13 protein-coding genes are annotated in these 25,590 nt (G+C 55.4%); all 13 read left to right on the top strand.

Going from position 1 to position 25,590, the window contains the following annotated elements; all coding sequences use genetic code 11:
* Window positions 1-233: 233 nt before the first annotated feature.
* The 13 genes from amoC (at window position 234) to BJL95_RS05780 (ending at window position 25,466) form a co-directional block, all read left to right on the top strand.
* Window positions 234-986, top strand: coding sequence for a bacterial ammonia monooxygenase, subunit AmoC (gene amoC / locus BJL95_RS05840; protein WP_071156219.1), 753 nt, complete (start codon window positions 234-236; stop codon window positions 984-986).
* A gap of 113 nt (window positions 987-1,099) precedes the next feature.
* Window positions 1,100-1,849, top strand: a complete 750-nt coding sequence (amoA, locus tag BJL95_RS05835; RefSeq protein WP_064028762.1) for a bacterial ammonia monooxygenase, subunit AmoA — start codon at window positions 1,100-1,102, stop codon at window positions 1,847-1,849.
* Window positions 1,850-1,944: 95 nt separating this feature from the next.
* Window positions 1,945-3,189, top strand: a complete 1,245-nt coding sequence (gene amoB, locus BJL95_RS05830) for a bacterial ammonia monooxygenase, subunit AmoB (protein ID WP_064028764.1) — start codon at window positions 1,945-1,947, stop codon at window positions 3,187-3,189.
* A gap of 169 nt (window positions 3,190-3,358) precedes the next feature.
* Complete coding sequence (locus tag BJL95_RS05825; RefSeq protein WP_071156217.1) at window positions 3,359-3,763, top strand: hypothetical protein; 405 nt, start codon at window positions 3,359-3,361, stop codon at window positions 3,761-3,763.
* Window positions 3,764-3,942: 179 nt separating this feature from the next.
* Entirely contained in the window at window positions 3,943-5,295 is a 1,353-nt protein-coding gene (gene tagH / locus BJL95_RS05820) for a type VI secretion system-associated FHA domain protein TagH (protein ID WP_071156215.1), read from the top strand.
* Between the two features lie 59 nt (window positions 5,296-5,354).
* A complete protein-coding gene (tssK, locus tag BJL95_RS05815; protein ID WP_071156213.1) occupies window positions 5,355-6,695 on the top strand; it encodes a type VI secretion system baseplate subunit TssK in 1,341 nt (446 codons plus the stop codon).
* Window positions 6,695-8,014 (top strand): type IVB secretion system protein IcmH/DotU, encoded by a 1,320-nt coding sequence (gene icmH / locus BJL95_RS05810; RefSeq protein WP_368086598.1) that lies wholly within the window; start codon window positions 6,695-6,697, stop codon window positions 8,012-8,014. Before tssK ends, icmH begins: the two co-directional genes overlap by 1 nt.
* A gap of 21 nt (window positions 8,015-8,035) precedes the next feature.
* Entirely contained in the window at window positions 8,036-11,566 is a 3,531-nt protein-coding gene (tssM, locus tag BJL95_RS05805) for a type VI secretion system membrane subunit TssM (RefSeq protein ID WP_254786695.1), read from the top strand.
* Entirely contained in the window at window positions 11,563-13,092 is a 1,530-nt protein-coding gene (gene tagF / locus BJL95_RS23665; RefSeq protein WP_175463653.1) for a type VI secretion system-associated protein TagF, read from the top strand. Before tssM ends, tagF begins: the two co-directional genes overlap by 4 nt.
* A gap of 76 nt (window positions 13,093-13,168) precedes the next feature.
* A complete protein-coding gene (locus tag BJL95_RS05795) occupies window positions 13,169-13,792 on the top strand; it encodes an OmpA family protein (protein WP_071156209.1) in 624 nt (207 codons plus the stop codon).
* 104 nt (window positions 13,793-13,896) lie between these two features.
* Window positions 13,897-15,774 (top strand): protein kinase, encoded by a 1,878-nt coding sequence (locus BJL95_RS05790; protein ID WP_139306149.1) that lies wholly within the window; start codon window positions 13,897-13,899, stop codon window positions 15,772-15,774.
* An 812-nt stretch (window positions 15,775-16,586) separates the two neighbouring features.
* Window positions 16,587-23,627, top strand: coding sequence for an S-layer family protein (locus BJL95_RS05785; protein WP_139306148.1), 7,041 nt, complete (start codon window positions 16,587-16,589; stop codon window positions 23,625-23,627).
* Window positions 23,628-23,630: 3 nt separating this feature from the next.
* The gene (locus BJL95_RS05780) at window positions 23,631-25,466 is read left to right on the top strand and encodes a ShlB/FhaC/HecB family hemolysin secretion/activation protein (RefSeq protein WP_083385698.1); all 1,836 of its coding nucleotides are present in this window, start codon (window positions 23,631-23,633) and stop codon (window positions 25,464-25,466) included.
* Window positions 25,467-25,590 lie beyond the last annotated feature (124 nt).

The following is a 25,590-nucleotide window of genomic DNA, read 5'->3' as shown; positions in this document are numbered from 1 at the left end:
GTCGGAGAGCTAAGCCAGATTCAACGATACGGCTGAACGTAATATGCTGCTTAGGCGGGCGCAAGCACTTATTGTAGGAAACGATGAATTGACTTGACAAGGATTTGCAAGATGGTAGACTGCCTCGCACCTCAAGGGAGGGGGTGTCTTCTTAATTTAGAAGGCTTGAATTCAGGAAAAACAAAGAACTCCCGATATGATCGGGGATTTAGACAATCTTTTAGGAGGTAGAAATGGCTGCTACAACTGAATCAGTTAAGGCTGATGCTGCGGAAGCACCGCTTTTAAATCAAAAAAACCTGTGGGCAGGCATCGCACTGTACTTGGGTTTTTATTCATTCATTCGTTGGTACGAAGGCGTTTACGGCTGGTCAGCTGGTCTGGACTCATTCGCGCCTGAGTTCGAAACATACTGGATGAATATGCTGTACATCGAGATCGTAGTCGAAGTTATCCTGTTCGCAGGTATCAACGGCTATATCTGGAAAACTCGTGACCGTAAAGTAATGTCGATCACTCCACGTGAAGAGTTGCGTCGTCACTTTACTCACTGGACTTGGTTGGTTTGCTACGGTTGGGCAATCTACTGGGGTGCTTCTTACTTTACCGAGCAAGACGGCACATGGCACCAAACCATCGTTCGTGATACCGACTTTACCCCAAGTCACATCATCGAGTTCTATCTGTCTTACCCAATCTACATCATTACTGGTTCTGCTTCTTTTATGTACGCAAAAACCAGACTGCCTACCTATCAAGAAGGTTTGCACCTGATGTATTTAATCGCAGTTATCGGTCCATTCATGATTCTGCCAAACGTTGGTTTGAATGAATGGGGTCACACATTCTGGTTTATGGAAGAGTTGTTCGTTGCACCTTTGCACTACGGTTTCGTATTCTTTGGTTGGGCTGCTCTGGCTGTAATGGGTGTTGTGAACACCGAAGTAATGGCAATTACCAAATTGCTGAAAAAAGACCTGGCTTAATTCAGGCTTTTAAAAGTAAAAACTATCTCCTTTCTTGCTCCGGTCCGCCATTGGTCGGAGCAGGATAAGAGAGTGGTAAAAAATATAATTTTAATTCTTTAGGAGGTAAGCTAATGAGCGCATCTCAATCAGCTGTACGTTCTCGTGCGGAAGCGGTACAAGTTTCCCGTACGTTTGACTGGATGATTCTTTTTACACTGTTCACAGCGGTTCTGGGCGGTTATCACATTCACTACATGTTGACCGGTGGTGACTGGGACTTCTGGACCGACTGGAAAGATAGACGTCTGTGGGTAACCGTGGCGCCTATCGTTTCTATTACTTTCCCTGCGGCTGTTCAAGCATGCTTGTGGTGGAGATACCGTTTGCCAGTCGGCGCAACTCTGTCCGTTGTTGCTTTGATGATTGGTGAGTGGATTAACCGTTACATGAACTTCTGGGGTTGGACATACTTCCCAGTCAATATCTGCTTCCCTTCAAACCTGATTCCTGGCGCAATCGTGCTGGATACAATCCTGATGTTGGGCAACAGCATGACTTTGACTGCGGTAGTTGGTGGCCTTGCTTATGGTCTGTTGTTCTACCCAGGTAACTGGCCAGTAATCGCACCTCTGCACGTTCCTGTAGAGTACAACGGTATGATGATGACTTTGGCTGACTTGCAAGGTTATCACTATGTTCGTACCGGTACTCCTGAGTACATCCGGATGGTTGAGAAAGGTACTTTAAGAACTTTCGGTAAAGACGTTGCTCCTGTATCAGCGTTCTTCTCCGGTTTCGTTTCTATCATCATCTACTTCTTGTGGCATTTCTTCGGCAGATGGTTTGCTAAAACCGATTTCATCGCTGACGACGCTTCTTAATTAGAACGGTTCGATAAAAATGAAGCTGGCAATTTAATTACACATAGATTGCCAGAAAGTCTTAATTTAAATTCTCTAGTGATAGAGGAGGAAATATGAAAATAATAAAAGACAAAGTTGCAAAACTGTCCTTTGTCGCACTGTTGGTCGCAATGACAGCAGCGATGTTTTACGCTCCAACGGCATCTGCTCATGGTGAAAAGTCACAGGCTGCGTTTATGCGGATGCGGACTATTCACTGGTTTGACTTGAACTGGTCAAAAGAAGAAGTACCTGTTAACGAAACGATGACCATTTCTGGTAAGTTCCTGGTATTCGCAGGTTGGCCTGAAACCGTTGATAAACCAGAAGTTTCGTTCTTGAACGTTGGTATTCCTGGTCCAGTATTTATTCGTGCTGGTTCTTGGATTGGTGGTCAACTGGTTCCTCGTTCAGTTTCCTTGGAATTGGGTGAAGTATACGAATTTAAAGTTCTGCTGAAAGCTCGTCGTCCTGGCGACTGGCACGTTCATTCCATGATGAACGTACAAGGCGGTGGTCCTATCATCGGTCCTGGTAAATGGGTAACCATTACCGGTTCAATGAAAGAATTCGTAAACCCTGTTACCACTCTGACCGGCCAAACCATAGACCTGGAACACTACGCTCTGGATAACGTCTATTTCTGGCACGCAGTATGGTTCGTAATTGCGTTCGCTTGGTTGCTGTTCTGGATCAAACGTCCTCTGTTCGTTCCACGTCATATCGCTGTAAGCACCGGCAAAGCAGATTCTTTGATCTCAGCTGGTGACAAAAAAGTTGGTATGCTGTTCGCAGTTGGTACCATGGTTATCGTTGCCGCCTCAATGGGCACAACCAACGAAAAATACCCTGTAACAACTCCGCTGCAAGCTGGTTTGTTGCGTGGTATGAAAACTTATCAAATGCCAGAAGCTACTGTTTCTGTAAAAGTTGATGACGCTTCTTACCGTGTACCTGGTCGTGCGATGCAAATGACCTTGACTATCACCAACAACGGTGATTCTCCTGTTCGTTTGGGCGAGTTCAACACAGCGGGTGTTCGCTTCCTGGATCCTGCGGTTCATGAAGACGATACAGCTTATCCTGACGACTTGTTGGCTGAAGAAGGCCTGACTGTTAGCGATAACAGCCCTCTGGCTCCAGGCGAAACCCGCACTGTCGAAGTTACAGCTTCTGACGCTGCTTGGGAAGTATACCGTCTGGCCGACTTGATCTACGATCCAGACAGCCGCTTCGCTGGTCTGTTGTTCTTCTGGGATGCTAACGGCAGCCGTCAATTGGTAACTATTGACGCTCCGCTGATCCCGACTTTCATCTAATTAATGAAAGTCTAAGCGTAAAAGCTTAGAGGATTGAAAGCCCTCGCTATTGAAAAATAGCGGGGGTTTTTTTTTAATCTGTGTATTTAATTTGCCAGGCAACGCAATGCCCAAGGCTTAAATGTGTAGCACGGATTGAGGTTGTAACAGGATTATTTAAGAGCAAGGCATGAAAAAAATCTTATTAATTGTACTGTCAGTAACTATCTTGGCAGGATGTTCGGAAAAAGAAGACTATAAACTAGCCGTATTAGAACAAATGAAAGCAGATAAGGACATACAGGATTACAGAATATCACCGGAGATTATGACTAATTGCGTAGTAGCTTCAACGTCAAGCAATATGCCTGGATTGTTCTTATTAGATCCAGTACGTCGAGTAGCCTACAAAAATTACACAAAAATGTTGAGCTTGAATAAATCTCCTGATCCTAAAAAAACGCTATCGGAATTGAGAAGCGACTTTGGTGATCCAAAAAAACTTGCGGATGCACATTCAAATTACACCGAGAGCGTAGTTGAATGTATGTCGAATCAGGTGACCAGCACCGAAGAGAGTAATCCGCAAAAATAAGATTTGCCGATAACTCAGTAGCCAAGCTTGTATCTGGTTAATACGTATCGCACAGGGGATAAAATGTGCACTACACTTTACGACGCAGAAAAATGAAGAACAAACCTTCGGCTATGTTTCGAAGCAAGCCGTCGTTCACAATTTGGATATTTTGTCAAAGTTAGGTAAACGCAAACTTTATGAACCTCACTCTGCAAGTGCTGACTTATAAAGGGGTGCCTATTGCTCAACCGCTGAACGCGGAATTCGATGAGAAAGGCGGGACGATAGGCAGAAAGCCGGGAAATACGTTAGTCTTGGTTGATCCAGAGAGCTTTATATCCGGTCACCACGCGAATATCTCTTTTCAAGCCAACTGCTTTTATATCCAAGATGCCAGTAAAAATGGCACACACTTGGTCAATGAGGGACTAACGTTAAATAATGAATTACACTTATTGCCTGATAATTCCTTAATACGTATCGGTGAGTACGAGCTTATCGCCAACTATCGAGTTAGCGAGCCAATTACTTCGCCGGTAACTGAAAACACAAGCGGAGCGTTTGAGTTTTCAATGCCGGGCCCTTTCAGTGCGGATAATTCTCCGTTTGCCGCAGTGCAAGATGACATTGCTCCGTTTCAAAAAAATGCGTTCGCCGAAGAGCTAATATCTTCTACCTTTAATGATAGCTTTACACCTCCTCCGGCATTAAGTGTTGGAGATGCGCCTAAGGATATTGGAGATTTATTGAAGGGACTCGATGCGCTGGCAAAAAGTAGTGACGAATCGGAACTATCACCCTTTCAGAGTGCCCCTGATTTCTGTATTGACGCACCAAGGGAGATACCTGAGATTAAGCAGTTTGAGGTAGAGGCACCGAAATCCAGTGTCGCGCAACCTTCGCCTTCTTTCCCCGAGGCTCCAAAACCGTTTACCGTAGCAAAGTCTGCAGATGAAGATGCGGTATCCGGAACGGCAACCGACACGAAACACCTACTCTCATGTTTTTTGGAAGGCGCAGGTGTGCACGAAGCGGCGTTTTCGTCGCCCGAGCAATGGCCCGAAGTTATGCGGACAGCTGGGATATTATTCCGGAGTTTAACTGTAGGCCTAATGGACGTGTTAAGGGCCCGGGCAGAAATGAAAAGCGAATTCAGAGTTTCGGTGACGACTATCAAATCATTCGACAACAACCCGTTAAAATTTAACCCGGATGTCGAAAGCGTGCTGAAACTAATGTTAATGCCTGGAAATCCAGCGTTTATCGACCCGAAATCAGCGGTGGATGAGGCGTATAACGACATTAGTTCGCATCAAATGGCCATGACTGCCGGAATACAGGCATCGCTTGTCGCGATATTAAAACGTTTCGATCCAGATTTATTCGAAAAGTCACTCGGTGAAGGTATCGTGTTTCAAAAGAAAGCGAAATGTTGGGATCAATACTGCGAAGCCTATCCGCATTTGACAAAATCGGCACAAGAGGATTTCTTCGGTGAAGAATTCGCTAACGCGTATGAAATGCAAATGAAATTGCTCATGCGCCGGTAAAAGGCCGGGAGCGGAGCGCTAAACGACTTCCCTGTAACTAGCAAAATGTTTGACTAAATATGTCTAATAACAACAGGATCGTTTGGTCCGAGGGTATGTTTCTTCGCCCGCAACATTTCCAGCAGCATGATCGCTATTTGGAAGCGCGGATAGACGGACGCTGCCATGGCATTCGTGCATTCGATTGGGGTTATTCTGCCCTGGAAATTGATCACGGATCATTGGCAATTGGAAAAATCTGCCTGTTAAGGGCAAGGGGAATCTTCCAAGACGGTACACCATATAATCTGCCTACGGAAGACGAATTACCGTTACCACTGGATATACCATCAGGGACTACTGACGAAAGGGTCTATTTAGCCTTGCCTATGCGTCGGTCAGAAGCTGCGGAAACCGATGACGAGTATACGCCCGATTCATTGGCTCGTTACCGGATAGCAACTAGGGATGTGAGAGATAGCAATGCTGGGAATGATGGACGCTACCCGGTTCAAATTGGGGTTATTCGCCCGCGCTTAATGTTGGAAAGCGAGGAGCGCTCGGGTTTTTTGTGTTTGGGCGTTGCTCGAATAATTGAAGTTCGCGCGGATAAAACTGTGCTACTGGATGAAAACTATATACCCCCTGTTTTAAAGGCGGGTGCGTGCGGCTTATTATCCGGCTTTTTACGAGAACTGAATGGTTTGTTACACACTCGTGGGGAAGCTTTGGCCTCGCGAGTATCCGGCGCATCGCAAGGTGCCGGGGTTGCGGAAGTCGCCGATTTCATGTTGCTGCAAACCATCAATCGCTACCAACCGCTGCTTCAGCACTTAGCCAACGAAACGAGTCTCCACCCGGAAAGCATGTTTAGTCTAAGCTTGCAAATCATGGGAGACCTCTCAACTTTTTACAGGCAGAACAAGCGTCCGGCGAAAATGCCGGACTACCAGCATGACGATTTACGGTTAAGCTTCATTCCGTTGATCGAAGAATTACGTCGGTTACTGAGTATGGTGCTTGAGCAGAACGCCATCCAGATTCCGCTAAACAAACATAGTCAATCCGTTTACTACTCCGGTCGTCCAGACGTCAAACTGTTGGATAGTGCGATATACGTGTTGGCGGCAGGCGCGCAGATTTCGTCGGAAATGCTACGTACTCACTTTCCGCCACAAGTCAAAATAGGTCCCGTCGAAGAAATCACTCAACTAGTGACAGCGGCGCTACCTGGAATCTCTATTCACCCACTACCGGTCGCCCCAAGACAGCTGCCCTATCACGCCGGCTATTCATATTTCGAACTCGACAAACATAGTCCGTACTGGAAGAAGATGGCGGATTCAGGTGGTTTCGCTTTCCATATCGGCGGTAATTTTCCAGGCTTGGAATTGGAATTTTGGGCCATCAAAAAAGGGTGATGATTATGGTGCAAGGTGGACCTTTCGGTGACGACGACAAAACCGTACTTCGGCCCATGCCTGGCGGGCGATCACCGGATGTCGGCGCCAGCCGGCCAGCCGCTCAGATTCAGCCCCCCCTAAATATTCAGGCGCCTGTCAACTTGATAGAGGCCTTGCCGTTTAGGCAATCCGGCTCCTTGGTCGATTTGGCTGCGGGCTTGTTGTCACTAGCGTCCAGATTGAAACAAACGGTAAGCTACCCTGCGGTTGATGAACTCAAGCAAAAATTGGGAAAGGAGGTGCGCGAGTTCGAAAACCGCACCTTGGCCGCCGGCATTCCGACTGAACAAGGCCGAATGGCCAGCTATTGTTTATGTACGTTTCTGGATGAAATCATTCAAAACACCCCTTGGGGCAGTCAAAGTAACTGGGGGCACCAGAGCTTGTTAATCGTGTTTCATAAGGAGGCCTGGGGTGGAGAGCGTTTTTTTCAAATCGTCGATTATCTGGTCAAGCAGCCGGCGCAAAGCTTGTCATTATTGGAGTTTTGCTATGTATTAATGAGTTTTGGGTTCGAAGGGAAATACCGAGTTATTCCGAATGGTTTAAACGATATAGAGCGCCAGCGCTTGGAGTTATATCAGCTCATCCAACGAGTTCGGGGCGACTTTGAACCGGAGTTGTCGCCACGCTGGCGCGGCCAAAATACTGGAAAAAGCAACTTGATGAAGCAGGTTCCCCTCTGGATATTCGGAGCGGTGGCGGCGGGTTTGCTGATACTGTGCTATCTAGGGTTTGCCTATTGGATCAATTCGACTTCAGACCCGGTATACCGAGATTTATTAACGTTGACCGCCGCGCCAGCCCAAACTACCGTTGATACGTCCGCGGCGCAATCTGCTCAAACGCAAGTAAAAGCCGTGCCGCGTCTGGAGAGGTTCAAGCCGCTGCTGAAGGACGAAATCGCCGCGAATATGGTAGAAGTTGTCGATGATAGCGTCATTCGCGTCCGTAATTCGTTTCCATCCGGTAGCGATCAGGTGAAACCCGAGTTTCTGCCAATGCTCAAGAAAATCGCTAAGGAGCTGGAAAATGGTCAGGAGAGTATATTAGTAACCGGCCACACCGATGATAAGCCCATTGTGTCGGCCAAATTCCCGTCCAATTGGAGTCTGTCCACCGCTAGGGCAAAAAACGTATTGACTATTTTGCAACAGTCGGCCCAATTGGCAGGCACTGCCCGAGCCGAAGGCCGGGCTGACGGAGAGCCGCTGGAGCCTAACGATAGCCCGGAACACCGGTCGTTCAATCGTCGTGTCGATATTTTGGTGAAGTGAGATAGCCGCGTGGGACGGATTATGGTTTTCTTGAAAACAAAATGGGTGCTGGAACTGCTTGGCGTGCTTGCCGTTGCGCTGCTGATCTGGTTTATCGGTCCGTTGATTGCGATAGCCGGAGCAGTTCCATTGGAGTCCGAATGGGCTCGCTGGTTGGCGATAGGGATTTTGGTCGCTGTCTGGTTGGCATATCGTATGCTGCATAAGGTACTCTCGACCAACCGCGAGAAAAAACTGATCGCGGACTTAGCGACGGCCGATGCCAACGACGCGGCTTCCGCCAGCGAAGCGGAATTGGACGTGCTGCGGCGCGGCTTTGAGGATGCCCTACAGCTATTGAAAACGCCGACCGGTAAATCGCGCGGTAGCCAGTATTTGTACGAGCTACCCTGGTACGCCATCATCGGCGCGCCGGGCTCCGGTAAAACTACCGCACTAATCAACTCCGGCTTGCATTTTCCTCTGGCCGAGCGCTTGGGCAAGCATGCGATTAGAGGCGTCAGCGGGACCCGAGATTGTGATTGGTGGTTTAGCGACGAAGCGGTGCTGTTAGATACCGCCGGTCGATACACAACCCAAGATAGCCATCAGCAGGTCGATGCATCGGCTTGGCACGGCTTTTTGCAGTTGTTAAAAAAATACCGGCCGCGTAGGCCGTTAAACGGGGTTTTCGTCGCCGTCAGTGTCGGCGATTTGATGCGGCAAACCGAGGAAGAAATTCGCCAGCATGCGACGGCCGTGCGCCAGCGTATCATGGAACTAAACGGCCAATTGGGCGTGCAGTTGCCCGTTTATGTATTGTTCACCAAAACTGATTTGCTGGCCGGATTTACCGACTTTTATGCCAATCTGAGCGAGGACGAACGTGGACAGGTATGGGGTGAAACTTTTGCGCCGGGAGCGGGCGTTCAAGACCTGCCGCAGCACCTCGATCAATTTCGGCTCGCGTACGACGAATTGGTGGACCGCTTGCTGCAGCGCCGCCTGAAGCGCATGCAAGAAGAGCGCGACCTACAACGCCGTGCGGCGATATTCGATTTTCCGCAGCAAATGATGTTGTTGAAATCGTCAGCTTTGCAATTTCTCGAAACCACGTTTGCGGTTAGCCGATACGAGGAGCCGTTTTTACTACGCGGGGTTTATTTCAGTAGCGGTACTCAAGAAGGCACGCCTATCGACCGGGTGTTGTCAGCCTTGGCGAGCAGCTTTCGCTTGGAACGTCAGGCCGTGCCGATGATGAGCGGACGCGGCAAGAATTTCTTTCTCGGCAAATTGCTCAAACAGGTCGTATTCCCGGAAGCCGATTTGGTGGGTGTCGATCCGAAGATCGAACGCCGCTATCGATTGTTGTCGCTTGGCGCTTACGCCGCCACGGCGGGCGTCGTCGCTATTGCCGTGGTTTGCTGGTTTGTTAGTCTGACAGCAAATAAACTGGCGCTGGCTGAAGTCGAGAAACATGTAGCCGCGTTTCGCGCCAGCAATGCGGTCGGCACGGACACCCGTAGTGGATTTGTCGCGTTGTTGCCCAAACTCAATGCTCTTACCGATGCACGAGAGGTTTATCGCCAAGTGGGTTGGAGTGGGGGTTTCGGCCTGTACCAGGGCGACAAGATCGAAGCCGGTGTCAATGTGGCCTACGAAAAACTGCTGAGGGATAACTTCTTGCCGTTAGTTGTCGTGCGCTTAAAGGAACGTATGCAGGGCGACGAAGGCGCTAATCTGGATGTGTTATATCAGTTGTTGCGCGTATACCTAATGTTCGGCGATCCGAAGCGCATGGATATCAAGGTCGCGCAACCCTGGGTTAAGCTGGATTGGGAGCATCAGTTTTCCACGGACCCCGAAACGCAGGCCCAGTTGCTGACTCACTTGGACAATTTACTGGCGCTCGACTTGGATTCGGCGCCGATTGATAACAGCTTCGTCACGTCGGTTCGTAATAAACTCACCCAAGTACCGCTGGTCAACCAAGTTTATAGCCGCTTCAAAAGCGAAGCCCTATTCGATCACGATCACGATGTCATATTGGCCGGCCAATTGGCGCCGAACGGCGATCGCGTATTTTCCGCCGCCAATGGCAAGGGCCTGGATAGTCTGATTGTGCCCGGTTTGTTTACCGGGTACGGCTACACCGACTGGTTTTTAAAGAAAGGCATGGATTACGTCAAGGAAGCCGCCTCGCAAAATTGGGTGCTGGGTGTCAGTGCCACCGATACGGTGTTGGAATTGGATCGCCTGTACGGCGACTTCAAACGCCTGTATCTGGCCGATTATCAAAAGACGTGGGATGGCGTGCTGACGGCGGTCAAGTTTCGACCGCAACCGAGCACGACGCAACTGGTCGATACCTTGGATCTGCTGTCCCGACCCGATTCGCCGTTAAAACTGCTGCTGGAGTTGGTCGAGAAAAATACCTCGTTGAGCAAGCTGTCGGCCAATCTGGCGGATAGTTTGACCAAAGCGGCCGGCGGCGGGTTAGCCGTTCCGGAAGCGGCAACCCAAAAGTTGCTTGCGATGGCTAAGCAAGGGGATAGTGGTATTGATCCGGTTAAAGCTCTGGAAGCTTATTTCGAGCCTTTCAATATGCAAGTGCGCGGCGCGGCCGATAGGCCTGCGCCGATAGCATCTACCCTGACCAGTCTGAAGAATTTGCACGACTATCTGATGCAGATCGGCGCGGCCAGTAATGCCGGCGGTCAGGCCTTGTCCACCGAGGCGGCCAAAGCCGCTGGTGGAGGCATCGATCCCATCCAGGCCGCCAAAATGGAGTTCGCGCGTTTGCCGGGTCCGATTGCCGCGTCGTTGAACGCGTTGACCACAACCGGTGGTCAGCAAATCAAGACGGGCGCCAAGAGCCAGTTGAACGATTTGTTGAAGACTTCGGTCAGTTTGCCATGCAAAGCCGCGCTGACCGGTCGCTACCCGTTCGCGAAAAACACCCCGCAAGACGTTTTGATGGCCGACTTCGGTAAGGTTTTTGCCGCAAACGGTGTGGTGGACCAATTTTTCAGCACCAATCTGAAGGCCTTCGTCGATACGGCGGCGGTGCAATGGCGAGAATTGGCTTCCGATAACGCACTGGGCTTGGCGCCGGCGAGCATCCGCCAATTCCAAATTGCCGCCAAAATTCGCGACGCGTTTTTCCCGAACGGCGGGGCGGTGCCGCAAGTGCAATTCGAGTTAAAACCGTTGACCCTGGACGACCGGATCGGGACTTTTCGGCTGAATGTCGAAGGCCAGGAGCTGGTCTACCGCCATGGTCCGGAGCAGTTGACCAAATTCCAATGGCCCGGCACCAACAACAGTGCCGGGGTTCGGGTCGTGTTCGAAGCCTTGGACGGCAAGCAAGTCAGTCGGACTAAGGAAGGGGCATGGGCTTTATTTCGGATGCTGGACGAATTCAATATCGAGCCGACTAGTCTGCCGGACCGCTTCAATTTGACCGTGCAATTGGAGGGTTATAGCGCCCGTTTCGAGCTGCGTGCCGCTAGCGTCAATAACCCGTTCGGCATCAGCGAGTACCAAACTTTTCGTTGTCCGGAGTCGTTGTGAGCGTTCCGGAAAATCACCGCGTCGGTTTTTTCGGCAAAGTGCCGGCGCTGGGCGATTTTGTCAGTCGGCGCTTGCCCAGACAGTTTATCGATCCCTGGGATCAATGGCTGCAAGGATCGTTGCGTGCCAGCCAGGAAATGTTGGGCGACCAGTGGCTTTCGCTATTTCTGGTCAGCCCGATTTGGCGCTTCACACTTAGTCCCGGCCTTTGCGGGCCGTCGGCTTGGGCCGGCGTGATGATGCCCAGCGTCGACCGGGTGGGGCGTTATTATCCGCTGACCTTGGCGCAGGCGGTCGATGCCAATGCCGTTTCAGCTATGTTTTTGCCGGAGTCCGATTGGTTTTCCCGTTTGGAGGAGGCGGCTTTGGCCGGCTTGGCCGAACAGTTTGATCTGGATGGCTTTGATCGCGAGATTCTGGCGATCGATGCGGCGTCGGCCGGTCAGTTCGCGCTGGATTCCACGGGAGAACGCGTAGGTGCCGCTAAGCAAGCGGTTCGCTTCGACCTGGACTCATTGGCGCAGGTGGGCAACGTGTTCCCGCGCTTGAGTCAGTTGTTGCTTGACCGCTATTTGGGCAATTACAGCCTATGGGCTTGTCATGGCACTCAACAGGGCCGGCCGAATTTTTTGTATTGCGAAGGTTTGCCGCCGCTCGATGCCTACGCTGGTTTCCTACAAGGCGCGCCGCGCCACAGCAATGCTTGGCAGTGCCAGGTTTTCAGTCTTGCGACGCCGCCGGTTTCCGAGGCCGCCGGTGCCGTGAATTCGGAGCCGCCGCCGCTGCCGGAGTTATCCGGCGTTGAGCCGAGTTTGGCTTGGAATTCTCACGGGATTACCGTGGTGGGCAACAAGCGTAAACACAACGAGGACGCGATGCTGTGTCGACCAGGCCAGGGTTTATGGGTGGTGGCCGACGGTATGGGCGGCCACCAGTCCGGCGATTTGGCTAGCCGCCTGTTGGTAGACAGTCTCGCGGAAATGCCTGAATTGGCCGACTTGGATGCGGAAATTGCCTGGGTCGGTAGTCGTTTGATTAAGGTCAACGACGATTTGTGCCGCTTTGCGCTAAGTTTGCAGCAAGGTGCGGTGATTGGCACGACCGTGGTTGTGTTGCTGGCCAGGGGCCGCGAGTGTGCGGCGGTCTGGGCCGGGGACAGTCGCTTGTATCGGTTTCGGGCCGGCCGGATAGATCAGGTCACACGCGACCACACTTTATTGGACGAGTTGATGGAAACCGGCTTGATGAGCCGAGAAGATGCCTTGCAGCAAGTCGGCGCCAACGTGATTACGCGGGCGGTTGGCGGTCAGGCCAAGTTGGAATTGGATACGCAGCGCTTCGTCGCAGAAGTCGGCGACCGTTATCTGCTATGTAGCGATGGATTGGATAAGGAACTAGCCGACGACGAGATTGCCGATTTGTTGGCCGGTGCCAGTTGTCAAACGGTTGCGGAAGCGTTGATCAATGCCGCGCTAAATCGAAGCGGTCGGGATAATATTACCGTCGTCGTCGCCGAGTGTGCATGAACGGGGTTGGGCGGTTGAGCCGCTTCGCGAGCGGTGATAGTTTTATACTCATTTTTTTGAAAGCAGGGGGAAGGCCATGAACAATAACGCCAGTTGGTTGGGTTTAATAGTGATTGTCGGATTGTTGGCTACCGAGGCCTGGGCCGAAGACAAAAACTTCGGTAAGGCGACCCCCAACCCCAACGAGATTATCGAACATTTCAAGGAACCGGCGGCGCAGCCGGCACCGGCGGATGCCGACGATTATCAGGACGTACCCGAGTCCGAGTTAGAGAATGTCAGGGGGCTGAAGAAAATCAGCAATATCGACAAAGCCACCGGTCGTAAGGTGCAGTTACCGACGACGGTGGCCGAGAAGGCTATTTCGATGGAGATTTTGTTCGACTATAACTCAGCGACGCTGAACGCTCAGGCCAAGACTCAGTTGGAGCCGGTCGGTAAGGCCTTGGCTTCCGGCGAACTGGAAGGGATCAAATATCGGATCGAAGGGCACACGGATGTTGTCGGGGGCGATCAATTCAATATCGAATTGTCGAGGCGGCGCGCGGAGGCGGTTAAGGCTTACTTGATCGATAAATTCGGTATTGCCGGCAATGCGATTCAGATTGAAGGGCGCGGAAGACAGGAATTGGCCGACACCAAAAATCCAACGGCCGAAGCGAATCGACGGGTACGGATCGTCAGTCTGGGAAAACAATAGCCGCGATTTGGGCGGGGCGAGATGGGAATTTATTTTAGCGTAACCATGCTGCCCGCTGCTGTTGCCGTGCCGGTCGAAACGACAGCCGTTGAAGGAAGGTATCCGTGACGCCGGCTGAAGACGACGACAAAACTCACTTGTTTACCGCAAGCGCGGGTCATGGTGTGCCAGTCGCCGAAGCGCCGAATTTCGATGCCACGGTATTGCCGAACGAGGCCACCGAACTCGCCAACGGCAGGCCACCGCCCGCGTTTCAGCAAATCGCCCGCCCCCCGGCTATCGGCGATTTGCTGAAAGAGCGTTTCGAGCTTATTCAAAGTTTGGGCGAGGGCGGTATGGGTATGGTGTTCAAGGCCGTTGATCGACGCAAAGTCGAAGCCAGATCGAAAAACCCCTATGTCGCGATCAAGGTATTGAATCCGGCGCTGGCGTTGAACGAGATGCTGGTGGCGGGGTTACAGCGCGAATGCGAAAAGGCTCAGGAACTCTCGCATCCCAACATCATCACGGTCTACGATTTCGATAGAGACGGTGATCACGTGTTCATGTCCATGGAATATCTGGCTGGCCGGTCCTTAAGCCAGTTGATCCGAGACGCCTCGGCGTCAGGCGGTGTTGCATTAAAGCGGGCCTGGCCGCTGATACTGAGCATGGGCGAGGCCTTGGCCTACGCGCATCGCAAGGGAATCGTGCATAGCGACTTCAAGCCGGCCAACGTGTTCGTCACCGAGGGCGGTGACGTCAAGGTGCTGGATTTCGGCATCGCTACCCGCACCAAACAAAGCGGCGATCCGGACGCAACGGTTTTCAATGCCCGGGTCGAAGGCGGGCACACGCCACCCTACGCCAGTTTCGAGATGATGAACGGTGCCCAGGCCGATCCGCGCGACGACATCTACGCTTTTGGGTTAGTGGTTTACGAATTATTAACCGGCCGGCATCCCTACGGCCGCAAACCAGCGTCTACCGTGTTCATCGGGCAGCAACGCGGGGAGAAGCTCGCGCCGGCGCCGGTCAAGGGCTTGAATCGCCGCCAATGGCAATTGTTGAAATCGACCATCGAAATACTGCAGGAGCGTCGGCCCAAGGCGCTGGAAGAGTGGCTGGAACAATTCGATCCGGAAGCAGGTTGGTCACCGCAATTGGTCGGTGGCAGCGTCGCGATCGCTTTGGTTTTGGCGGGCGGACTCGCCAATTGGTGGTTGACCCGGCAGTCGCCGGAACCGTTGCCCGCCTCCGACGCCCAACGTTGGCAGATCGCCGCTCCGCCTCAGGTTGCGGCGCCGCCTTCGGCCGATGCCGGCGCCGATCGGCAAGCGACCGTCGGCGACAGCGTCAAACTTGACGCTAGTGCTTCCAGATCCGGCGACGGGCAGCCGCTGACTTATAACTGGAAACTGGCGCAAATACCGGATGGCAGTGCCGTTTCTTTGCAAAATGCGGATACAGCGCATCCCGAGTTGACTCCCGACAAAGCCGGCGATTACCGCGTGGAGTTGACGGTCATGGACGGCCATACCCGTTCAGCCGTCGATGTTGTCGAAGTCAGAGCGGAGGCGGTTAAGGCCGCAGAACCGAAGCATCAGGCGGCTAGTGCCGACGGCGTTCTCAGTTTGGCATCCAGTAAACCGCAGTATCGGATCGGAGAGGAGCTGAAGCTGACGCTCTATACGGCCAAGTCCGGCTATCTGCGCGTGGCTTACATCGGTGCGACCGGCGAAATCAGCGAGCTGTTGCCCAACCAATACCAGAATGGCAAAGTCAAGGCGGACACCGAATACCGAATTCCGCCGCGGCCCGACAAATTCAAGCTGGAAATCACCGGCCCGGTCGGTACCGACAACATCGTCGCCGTTTTCAGCGAGCAAGCCTTGCCAAATGTCGAGAGTATCGCCAATAGCGATGGTTCGTTAGTCCCGGCGATGCAGGTCCCAGGCATTACATGGGTCCGGATTCAATACGAAGTCGCCAAGCGAAAATAGCCACCAGTGGATGCATTGTTTAAGTGGGTTGATGCGTGTCTTGGAGACATAACTTAGATTGACCGGATTCGTGCTTTTGGATAAAGTTACCTAAAGTTTTTTTCAAAAATGTGAGCTAATTAATAAAAGAGGGTTCGGTTGGGGATGGATGCCGTGTTTGCGTCAGTTCTGCCGACCGGGCGTTAAACCCGCATTCCCGAGCCGAAAAACTAAGGTTCCGCAACACTTTTATTAAACCTTAGGTGAGGCGCCGGCAACTTTTAATCCCAATGAGGTGTTTCGTTGTGGCAATCCATCGTAAGCACCCCGCGGATTTGGGTCTCGTTGCTGGGCTAGCGCTGGTGTGGTATGGCGTGGATGCTTACGGGGTCGGGGAAGTGGTTGTCGATTCGACGCTGAGAGCCGGACATACCCTCACGCCGAGCTCAGGCGTGACGACCATTACTGGTGAAACGGATGGTGTCAAATCCGGATCCAATCTGTTCTTCAGTTTTTCTAAGTTCAATCTCCCCGCAAATACCGATGAGGCGCGTTTCGTTTGTTCCGGCGCCAATTGCGGTGCCGGTTCAAGTGTGGATAACGTTATTGCCCGCGTAAATTTTGACGGCACTAATGGGGCATCCACGATCAACGGTATTGTTAGTTTTGGCAATCAACTGACCAATGCTAACTTTTGGTTGTTCAATCCCGAAGGAGTAGTGATTGGTGCGGGCGCTTCGATAAACGTGCCCGGATCGTTTCACGTTGGTAATGCCACGCAGGTTAGTTTTTCATCTAGCGAATTTAGTCTGGCCACGACGGATGTTAGTTCATTGAGCATCGCTCCTACCGGGTTCGGTTTCACCAGTGTTGATCCCGACGGCGCAGGGGTCAAGTCGAGTGTTTCCCCCTCCGGAAGCGTCAGTCTTAGCGGCGGTGCGATTAATACCGCCTCAGGATCGGTGGATATTCAAGGCTCCCAGGTTCTTTTAAATGGTTCGACGGTGACAGCGGGCGGTGCCGGTACTATTTCGATTTCAGGCACGAATTTATTAATTCAAGACGGATCGACGACGACATTGACGGGAGGAGGCGCGACACTGGTTAGTTCTAGCGGTGCGATCCAAATCGGGAGCGGCACCAACCTGCAAGCCGACAGCGTGACGGCCGGCACGACCTTGAGCAATGCCGGCACGCTCAACGGTTCCGCCACGGCCGGCACCGACCTGACCAACACCGGCGACATCGGCGGCAACGCCAGTGCCGGCACCGTGCTGACCAACAGCGGCACCATCAATGGTAACGCGACCGGCGGCACCTCGGCCTTTGGCGTCGCGGGCCTGAGCGCCGACGTCAACGGCAAGATTTACACCGTGGTGAACCAATTCGGCGGCACATTGGGCGACGCCGGCGGCGATACCGTCAGCAGCCAGAACGGCACGGATATTCAAAACCTCGGCGTGACCGGCGGCGCGGTGACGGCGGCGCGCTATCTGGACAACAGCGGCACGATCGGCGGCCTGGCCCGCGCCAACAACGGCGGCAGTCTCAGCGGCGTGACCAGCTTGATCAATGCCGGCATCATTAATGGTGGCGCCCAAAGCCAAACTAACACCGATCTGAACAACCAGGGATCGATTACCGGAACGGTCACCGCATCGCGCAACTTGAGCAACAGCGGTACGATCACCGGCGACGCGACCGCCACCACCGGAACGCTGAGCAATGCGGCAAGCCAAACCATCACCGGCAACGCCAGCGCCGGCACGGTGCTGACCAACGCCGGTACGATCGGTGGCAGTGCCACAGCCGGCACCGACCTGACCAACAGCGCGACCGGTACGATCAACGGCAGCGCCGTGGCGACAACCGGCAACTTGCTCAACCAAGGCCTGATCGCGCTGACTGGGTCCACCGATCAAAGCGTGACAGCCGGCGGTACGCTGACCCTGGACGGCAACGGCAGCAGCACCGGCGTGATCACCGTCAACAAAACCACCGGCACGGTTAGCGTCTCGTCCGGCGGCGCGCTGAACCTGGGCGACACCAACGTCGGAGCGATTCTTAAGAACGCTGGCAGCGGTGATTTGACCGTGACCAGCGGCACGACGCTGAGTATGACTGATGGCTCCAAAATCGAATCGAATAACGGCGTGCTACAAATTCAGGATGCGGTTGTTGACGTTGCCACCGCGTCAGGCAATGCGTCACTGTTACAAAGTGCTGGCCTGCGAACCTTGACGGCAAACGTGGATATCAGTAACCAGGGACAGTTTTCTGGGAATCTGGTCTCAACGGCAGGCAGTTTAACCAACGACGGCATGATCAACGGCTCCGCCACGGCCGACGTCGACCTGACCAACAGCGCGACCGGCACGATCAACGGCAGCGCCGTGGCGACAACCGGCAACCTGCTCAACCAAGGTTTAATCGCGCTGACTGGGTCCACCGATCAAAGCGTGACAGCGGGCGGTACGCTGACCCTGGACGGCAACGGCAGCAGCACCGGCGTGATCACCGTCAACAAAACCACTGGCACGGTTAGCGTCTCGTCCGGCGGAGCGCTGAACCTGGGCACCACCAACGTCGGCGCGATCCGCAAAACCGCCGGCAGCGGCGATCTAACAGTCATTAGCGGTACCACCCTGGGCATGACCGCCGGCTCGGCGATAGAGGACAGTAGCGGCGGGGCGGGGAATCTGACGGTAACGGTTGGCAGCGGCAACTTGGTGCTAAGCGGCGGTAGCGCCGTGACCAAAACTGGTGGCGGCGCGCTGAGCGTGGACGTGCAAGCCGGCGACCTGCAAATCAGCGGGGTCGGCAGCGAAATCAGCGCCGATCAATCGGGCGCTAGCGACAGCATCCGAGCCAGCGGCGCGATCCAAATCGGGAGCGACGCCAACCTGCAAGCCGACAGCGTGACGGCCGGCACGACCTTAAGCAATGCCGGCACGCTCAGCGGTTCCGCGACGGCCGGCACCGACCTGACCAACTCCGGCGACATCAGCGGCAACGCCAGCGCCGGCACGGTACTGACCAATAGCGGCACCATCGACGGCAACGCGACCGGCGGCACCTCGGCCGGCGGCGTTGCGGGCCTGACCGCCGACGTCAACGGCAAGATTTACACCGTGGTGAACCAAAACGGCGCGACATTGGGCAATGCCGTCGGCGATACCGTCAGCAGCCAGAACGGCACGGATATTCAAAACCTCGGCGTGACCGGCGGCGCGGTGACAGCGGCGCGCTATCTGGACAACAGCGGCACGATCGGCGGCTTGGCCCGCGCCAATAACGGCGGCAGTCTCAGCGGCGTGACCAGCTTGACCAACGCCGTGGGCGGCAGTATCAACGGCGGCGCCCAAAGCCAAAACGCCACCGATCTGAACAACCAGGGATCGATTACCGGCACAGTCACCGCGTCGCGCAACTTGAGCAACAGCGGTACGATCACTGGCGACGCCACCGCCACCACCGGAACGCTGAGCAATGCGGCAAGCCAAACCATCACCGGCAACGCCAGCGCCGGCACTAGCTTGACCAACGACGGCACGATCAACGGTAGCGCCACGGCCGGCACCGATTTGAGCAACACTGGCGGTATCAGCGGCGACGCGACGGCAACCGCCGGCACCTTGACTAATGCGGCCAACAAAACCATCGGCGGCAACGCCAGTGCCGGCACCGTGCTGACCAACAGCGGCACCATCAATGGCAACGCGACCGGCGGCACCTCGGCCTTTGGCGTCGCGGGCCTGACCGCCGATGGCAATGGCAAGATTTACACCGTGGTGAACCAATTCGGCGGCACATTGGGCAATGCCGGCGGCGATACCGTCAGCAGCCAGAACGGCACGGATATTCAAAACCTCGGCGTGACCGGCGGCGCGGTGACAGCGGCGCGCTATCTGGACAACAGCGGCACGATCGGCGGCTTGGCCCGCGCCAATAACGGCGGCAGTCTCAGCGGCGTGACCAGCTTGACCAACGCCGTGGGCGGCAGTATCAACGGCGGCGCCCAAAGCCAAAACGCCACCGATCTGAACAACCAGGGATCGATCACCGGCACAGTCACCGCGTCGCGCAACTTGAGCAACAGCGGCACGATCACCGGCGACGCGACCGCTACCAGCGGAACGCTGACCAATGCGGCAAGCCAAACCATCACCGGCAACGCCAGCGCCGGCACGGTGCTGACCAACGCCGGTACGATCGGTGGCAACGCCACGGCCGGCACCGACCTGACCAACAGCGCGACCGGCACGATCAACGGCAGCGCCGTGGCGACAACCGGCAACCTGCTCAACCAAGGTTTAATCGCGCTGACTGGGTCCACCGATCAAAGCGTGACAGCGGGCGGTACGCTGACCCTGGACGGCAACGGCAGCAGCACCGGCGTGATCACCGTCAACAAAACCACTGGCACGGTTAGCGTCTCGTCCGGCGGAGCGCTGAACCTGGGCACCACCAACGTCGGCGCGATCCGCAAAACCGCCGGCAGCGGCGATCTAACAGTCATTAGCGGTACCACCCTGGGCATGACCGCCGGCTCGGTGATAGAGGACAGCAGCGGCGGGGCAGGGAATTTGGCGGTAACGGTTGGCAGCGGCAACTTGGTACTGAGCGGCGGCAGCGCCGTGACCAAAACTGGTGGCGGCGCGCTGAGCGTGGACGTGCAAGCCGGCGACCTGCAAATCAGCGGGGTCGGCAGCGAAATCAGCGCCGATCAAAACGGTGCCAGCGACAGCATCCGAGCCAGCGGCGCGATCCAAGTCGGGAGCGACACCAGCCTGCAAGCCGACAGCGTGACGGCCGGCACGACCTTGAACAACGCCGGCACGATTACCGGTTCCGCGACAGCCGGCACCGACTTGACCAATACCGGCGACATTACCGGCAACGCCACGGCCAGCGTCGGCGGCTTGAACAACGCGGTGGGTAGCAGCATCGGCGGCAACGCCAGCGCCGGCACCAGTTTGAGCAACGATAGTACGATCGGCGGCAGCGCTACTGCCGGTACTGATTTGACTAACAACGGCGACATCGGCGGCGATGCTACCGCGACGGCGGGGGCTTTGACCAACGCGAGCGGCAAAACCATCGGCGGCAACGCCAGCGCCGGTACGGTGCTGACCAACGACGGGACGATCGGCAGTTCCGCGACGGCCGGTACCGACCTGACCAACACCGGCGGCATTACCGGCAATGCCACGGCCACCGCCGGTGGTTTGAGCAACGCGTTGGGCAGCAGCATCGGCGGCAACGCCAGCGCGGGCACCGGTTTGACCAACGACGGCATGATCGGCGGCAGCGCCACGGCGGGTAGCGATCTAACCAATAACGGAGGCATTGGCGGCAGTGCCGTCGCAAACGTCGGCAACTTAATCAATGGCTTGACTAGCGAGATAGGCGGCGACGCCAGTGCCGGAGCGGTATTGGACAATAGCGGCACGATTACCGGGAAAGCGACCGCGAATACCGGCGGTAGCCTGAATGGTGCCGTCGCGCTGACGAATAACGCGGCAGGCCGAATCGAGGGCGGCGCGGAAACTCGGAACGGCGGTCATCTCGACAATTTGGGAACTATCGTTGGCAGCGTGGCGGCTGGCGGAAATTTGACTAACGACGGTGTCATTAGCGGCGACGTCAATGCAATCGGCAGCGTGGTTAATGTCGCCAGTCGCACTATTTCCGGTAACGTCGAGACTGGAACGAGCTTGATCAACGAAACCGGTGCCAGTATTTCGGGGTCGGCCAACGCCGGAAGCGACTTGACCAACGATGGGACGATAGGCGGTAGCGCCAGTACGGCGACCGGTACGTTGGCCAACGCCGGCAGCGTCGGCGGAAATGCGACGGCTACGTCAGGCGCACTGACCAATGCCGCGGCCGGTTCAATCAACGGTAACGCCAGCGCCGGGACGACGCTGGTTAACGCTGGCGACGTCGCTGGCTCCGCTACGGCGGGTACCGATCTAGTCAACACCGGCACGGTCGGTGCCGCCGCCATAGCCGGTGCGGGAGCGTTAACCAACAGCGGTAGTGTCGGCGCGTTCGCTAACGCCGCGAGTTCGCTAAGCAATACCGGAAGCATTTCCGGCAATGCCGATGCCGCTGACATCGATAATGCCGGCCAAATTGGCGGCGATGCGAGCGCCGGTAACGACCTGATCAATTCCGGCGCGATCTCAGGTAGCGCCCGGGCCGACCGCGATGTCGACAACCGGACCGGCGGCGTGGTCGGAAGCGGTATTCATGCCGGCCGGGATGCGTTCAATAACGGCACTGTCCAGGCCGGTGGCATTTTCGCCGACCGGGATATTGTCAGCCTAGCCGACGGCGATATTACCGGTGCCGCGGCTGCCGGACGGGATTTGAGCAACGCCGGCCGAATTCGTGGCGGCGCTCAGGCCGGCGGAGCCTTGAATAACGCCGGACGGCTGGACGGGGACGCGGTGGCCGGTGGCAAAATCACGAATACCGGTACGATCAACGGTCGTGCGGAGGCGGCCGGTTCCAGCAGTCAAGCGTTGTTAATCGCGCTCGAAGCTGACGGGAACCGCGTCGGGCTGCTGAATACCGGTACGATCGACAATGGCGCGGAAAGCCTAAACGCTACCGATATCGACAATCGCGGCCGTATCGGCGGCGATGCCGCCGCCGCCGGCAATCTGACCAATGACGGCAGCATCGGCGGCAATGCGGTAGCGCGAGGCGGTTATCTGCTGAACAATCGCGGCATCGTCGCGGATGCCGATATTGAAATCGACGGCGACGCCGAGGCTGCCAGTTATTTGGTCAATGCCGGCCGCATCGGCGGTCAGGCCTGGGCCAAGGCGGGCGATTTGACCAATGCCGAAGGCGGGCGGATCGGCGGCTTGGCCTTAGTCGGAGACGGGGCGCCGGCGGCGGGCGACACGGCCCATGCCGCGTTGACGATGGCGGCGCCGCCGGCCGACGCCGCCTACAATATCGTCAATGCCGGCAGGATCGACGGCGATACCAGTGCGCCGGGCAATATCGTTAATAGCGGCACGATAGGCGGGCGGACGACGGCCGGCGGCAACGTCGAAAATACCGGCACATTGGACGGCCGAGTTCGCGCCGGCGGTAGCGTCACCAACGCCGGTAACATCGACGGCGATATCATCGCCGGCGGCGATATCGACATCGGCGGCCGCGTGAATGCGGCCTTGCTGCAAGCTGGGAACAACATCTTGATTTCCGGCAGTTTGACCGGTAGGGCCGACAGCGGCCTGACCCTACAGGCGGTGCAACTGATTTTGGCCGGCGCGCGGATTTACAGTCCGGCCGCAATGAACATCGGCACGCCGTTGCAAATCACCCAAGTGATTTTTTCAGGCGGAGGTACGACGGTTTGGGTGCATGGCGATTTGGGCGTTAAAAACGAGGTTTACTATCGGCTGCCGGAAGGCGGCGATTACGGCAATATTCTGGGTAGCGAGACCGGAAAACTTTGGGTGCAGGCCGACAATTTGAAAGCGATCAAAGCCAATCCGCAATACCAGGGCTATTTGGCACCGGCCGGTAGCAGCCGTTCCGATTGGACGCCGGCCGCCGGGTTGAACCTGTTCGTCAACGGTTTCCAAAGTGGACAGCCCGGTAATTTGGTCAATGTCGATGTCTCCATCGTCGCCAAGCCGGTGGATTTGCCGGATGTTCCCAACGATCCCTGCGGTAACGGCAGTTCGCTGGAGTTTAAGCAAAGCAACGGCGTTGTCTTGGCCTACGAGCAAATTCTGCCGTTTTCGGTATTCGGCGATGCGCCGCTCTCGCTGAGCTTGGCGGCGGCCGATCGCTTAAGCGTGACTTTCGACGCCCCTTCGACCGGCCGTTCTTGCGGTAAGGCATAAGCGATGGCGATACGGCGAAAGCTTGGGATGTTGGACGGTCGCGGTTTGGTACAAAGCGGAGCCAAGCCGGCGCCGGATGCGGGGACTGTCGGCCCGGACAGATTGAAGGCCGCCACGGCGCTCGCTAAGCGAAACCCGATTTGGTCTCGCCGCTTGGGAATTGGATTAGTGATTGCCGCCTTCGCGACCAAGACCGTGGCGGACGAACCGCCGCCGCTGAATGCCGACCCGACCAAGTCCCGACAGCCGACCTTGGCCCAGCCGGAGCGGCCGGCTGTTGGCAGCAGCGGTTTCGTGTTGCCGGAACTGCCTAAGTCGGGAGCCCCGGCGTCGACCGGCGGCAGCGTCGAGCTGCAGCGTGTCATTTTCGACGGAAATACTGTTTTCGAAGACGCGGAACTACAGAGCGTCGCGGCGGCATTTTTGCACCGTCGAATCGGCGCCGCCGACATCGAAATGCTACGACGCGCGGTCAGCCAATACTACATCGATCACGGCTATATCAATTCCGGCGCCGTGCTGGCGAGTCAGTCGCTGGCCGACGGCGTGCTGCACTTGAATATCGTCGAAGGGCGGTTGACCGAAGTCCGGCAGAGCGGGCAACAGCGTTTGCGCGAGGCTTATTTGCGAGACCGCTTGTTGGTTGGGGCCGGCGAACCGTTAAGGGTCGAGGATTTACAAGACAGTTATCGGCAATTGTTGGCCGACCCGCTGATTCAACAACTGAATGGTCGCTTGGTGCCGGGGGAAAAGCTGGGCGAGGCGATTTTGGATTTGCGAGTCGAGCGGGCCAGGCCTTACCAGTTATATTTGGGCGCCGACGATTACCAGACGCCGGCCGTGGGCGCGTATACCGGCCGGGTTGGCGGTTGGGTCGACAACTTGTTGACGCTCGGTGAACGGATAGACGGTCAGTTCATCGTCAATGAAGGCGTGCAGGGTTACAACACCGGTATCAGTGTGCCGCTGACCGCGCGCGACTTGCGGGCCAGTTTTCGCTACAGCGACACCTACAGCAGCATCGTTGAACCGCCGCTGGAGACTCTGAACATTACCAATCACATCGTCGGTTTCGAAGCCGGACTTAGCCATCCGATCTATCGGCGCTTTAACGACGATCTGACATTCAGCGTGAATATGGCGTTTCGCGAAAATCGCAGCCAAGTCAGCAATACTTGCCAACCGATTTCCGGCGGCGAAGGCTTGGGGTGCGCGACCCAAGCCAGCGTCATGCGAATTGCCCAGCATTTTTCGCATCGCGGCGAGGACACGGGATTGGTGTTTTGGTCTACCTTCAACGTCGGTTTGGATATGTTGGGGGCGACGACTAATCGACCGGGTTTGCCCAGCGGCCAATTTTTCAGTTGGTTGGGCCAGAGTTTGTTTTCGGTGAAGTTGTTGGAGAACGGCGCGGCCCTGTTGGTGAAGGCGAATATTCAGTTGGCGGATAAGCCGCTACTAAACTTGGAACGTTACGCGTTGGGCGGGGCGTATACGGTCAGAGGTTATCGGGAAAATACTTACGTGCGCGACAACGGCTTCAATGTCGGCGCTGAAGTCAAATATCCGCTTTACCTGGATGTCGGCGGCCGCGACGGCCTGCATTTGGTGCCGTTTATCCAATACGGCGGGGCTTGGGACAGTCCGACCGCGACCAATGCTCGGCCATCCACTCATTATCTGTATTCGGCCGGTATCGGCTTGCAGTGGCAGTTTCGAGGTTTGACGACCGAATTTTATTGGGCGCATGCGTTTACGCCGGTGCCGAATCGGCAGCGCAGCAGCCACAGTATTCAAGACGACGGTATCCATTTTCGGGTCAATTTCAACGTTTTTTAGCGGAATAGACTCTAACGGAGTGGCGATATATCGCGTGCGTTACGAAATGCCGTGCCGATTTCGGTTGGCGAATGGCGGTTCTGACGTTCGGCGCTCCGCGAGATATTCGTTAAATCCTTTTCAG

Source organism: Methylomonas sp. LWB, assembly GCF_001856095.1.
Classification (GTDB): domain Bacteria; phylum Pseudomonadota; class Gammaproteobacteria; order Methylococcales; family Methylomonadaceae; genus Methylomonas; species Methylomonas koyamae_A.
Note: the sequence above shows the minus strand (reverse complement) of the source record. Positions and strands in the feature narration are given on the sequence as shown.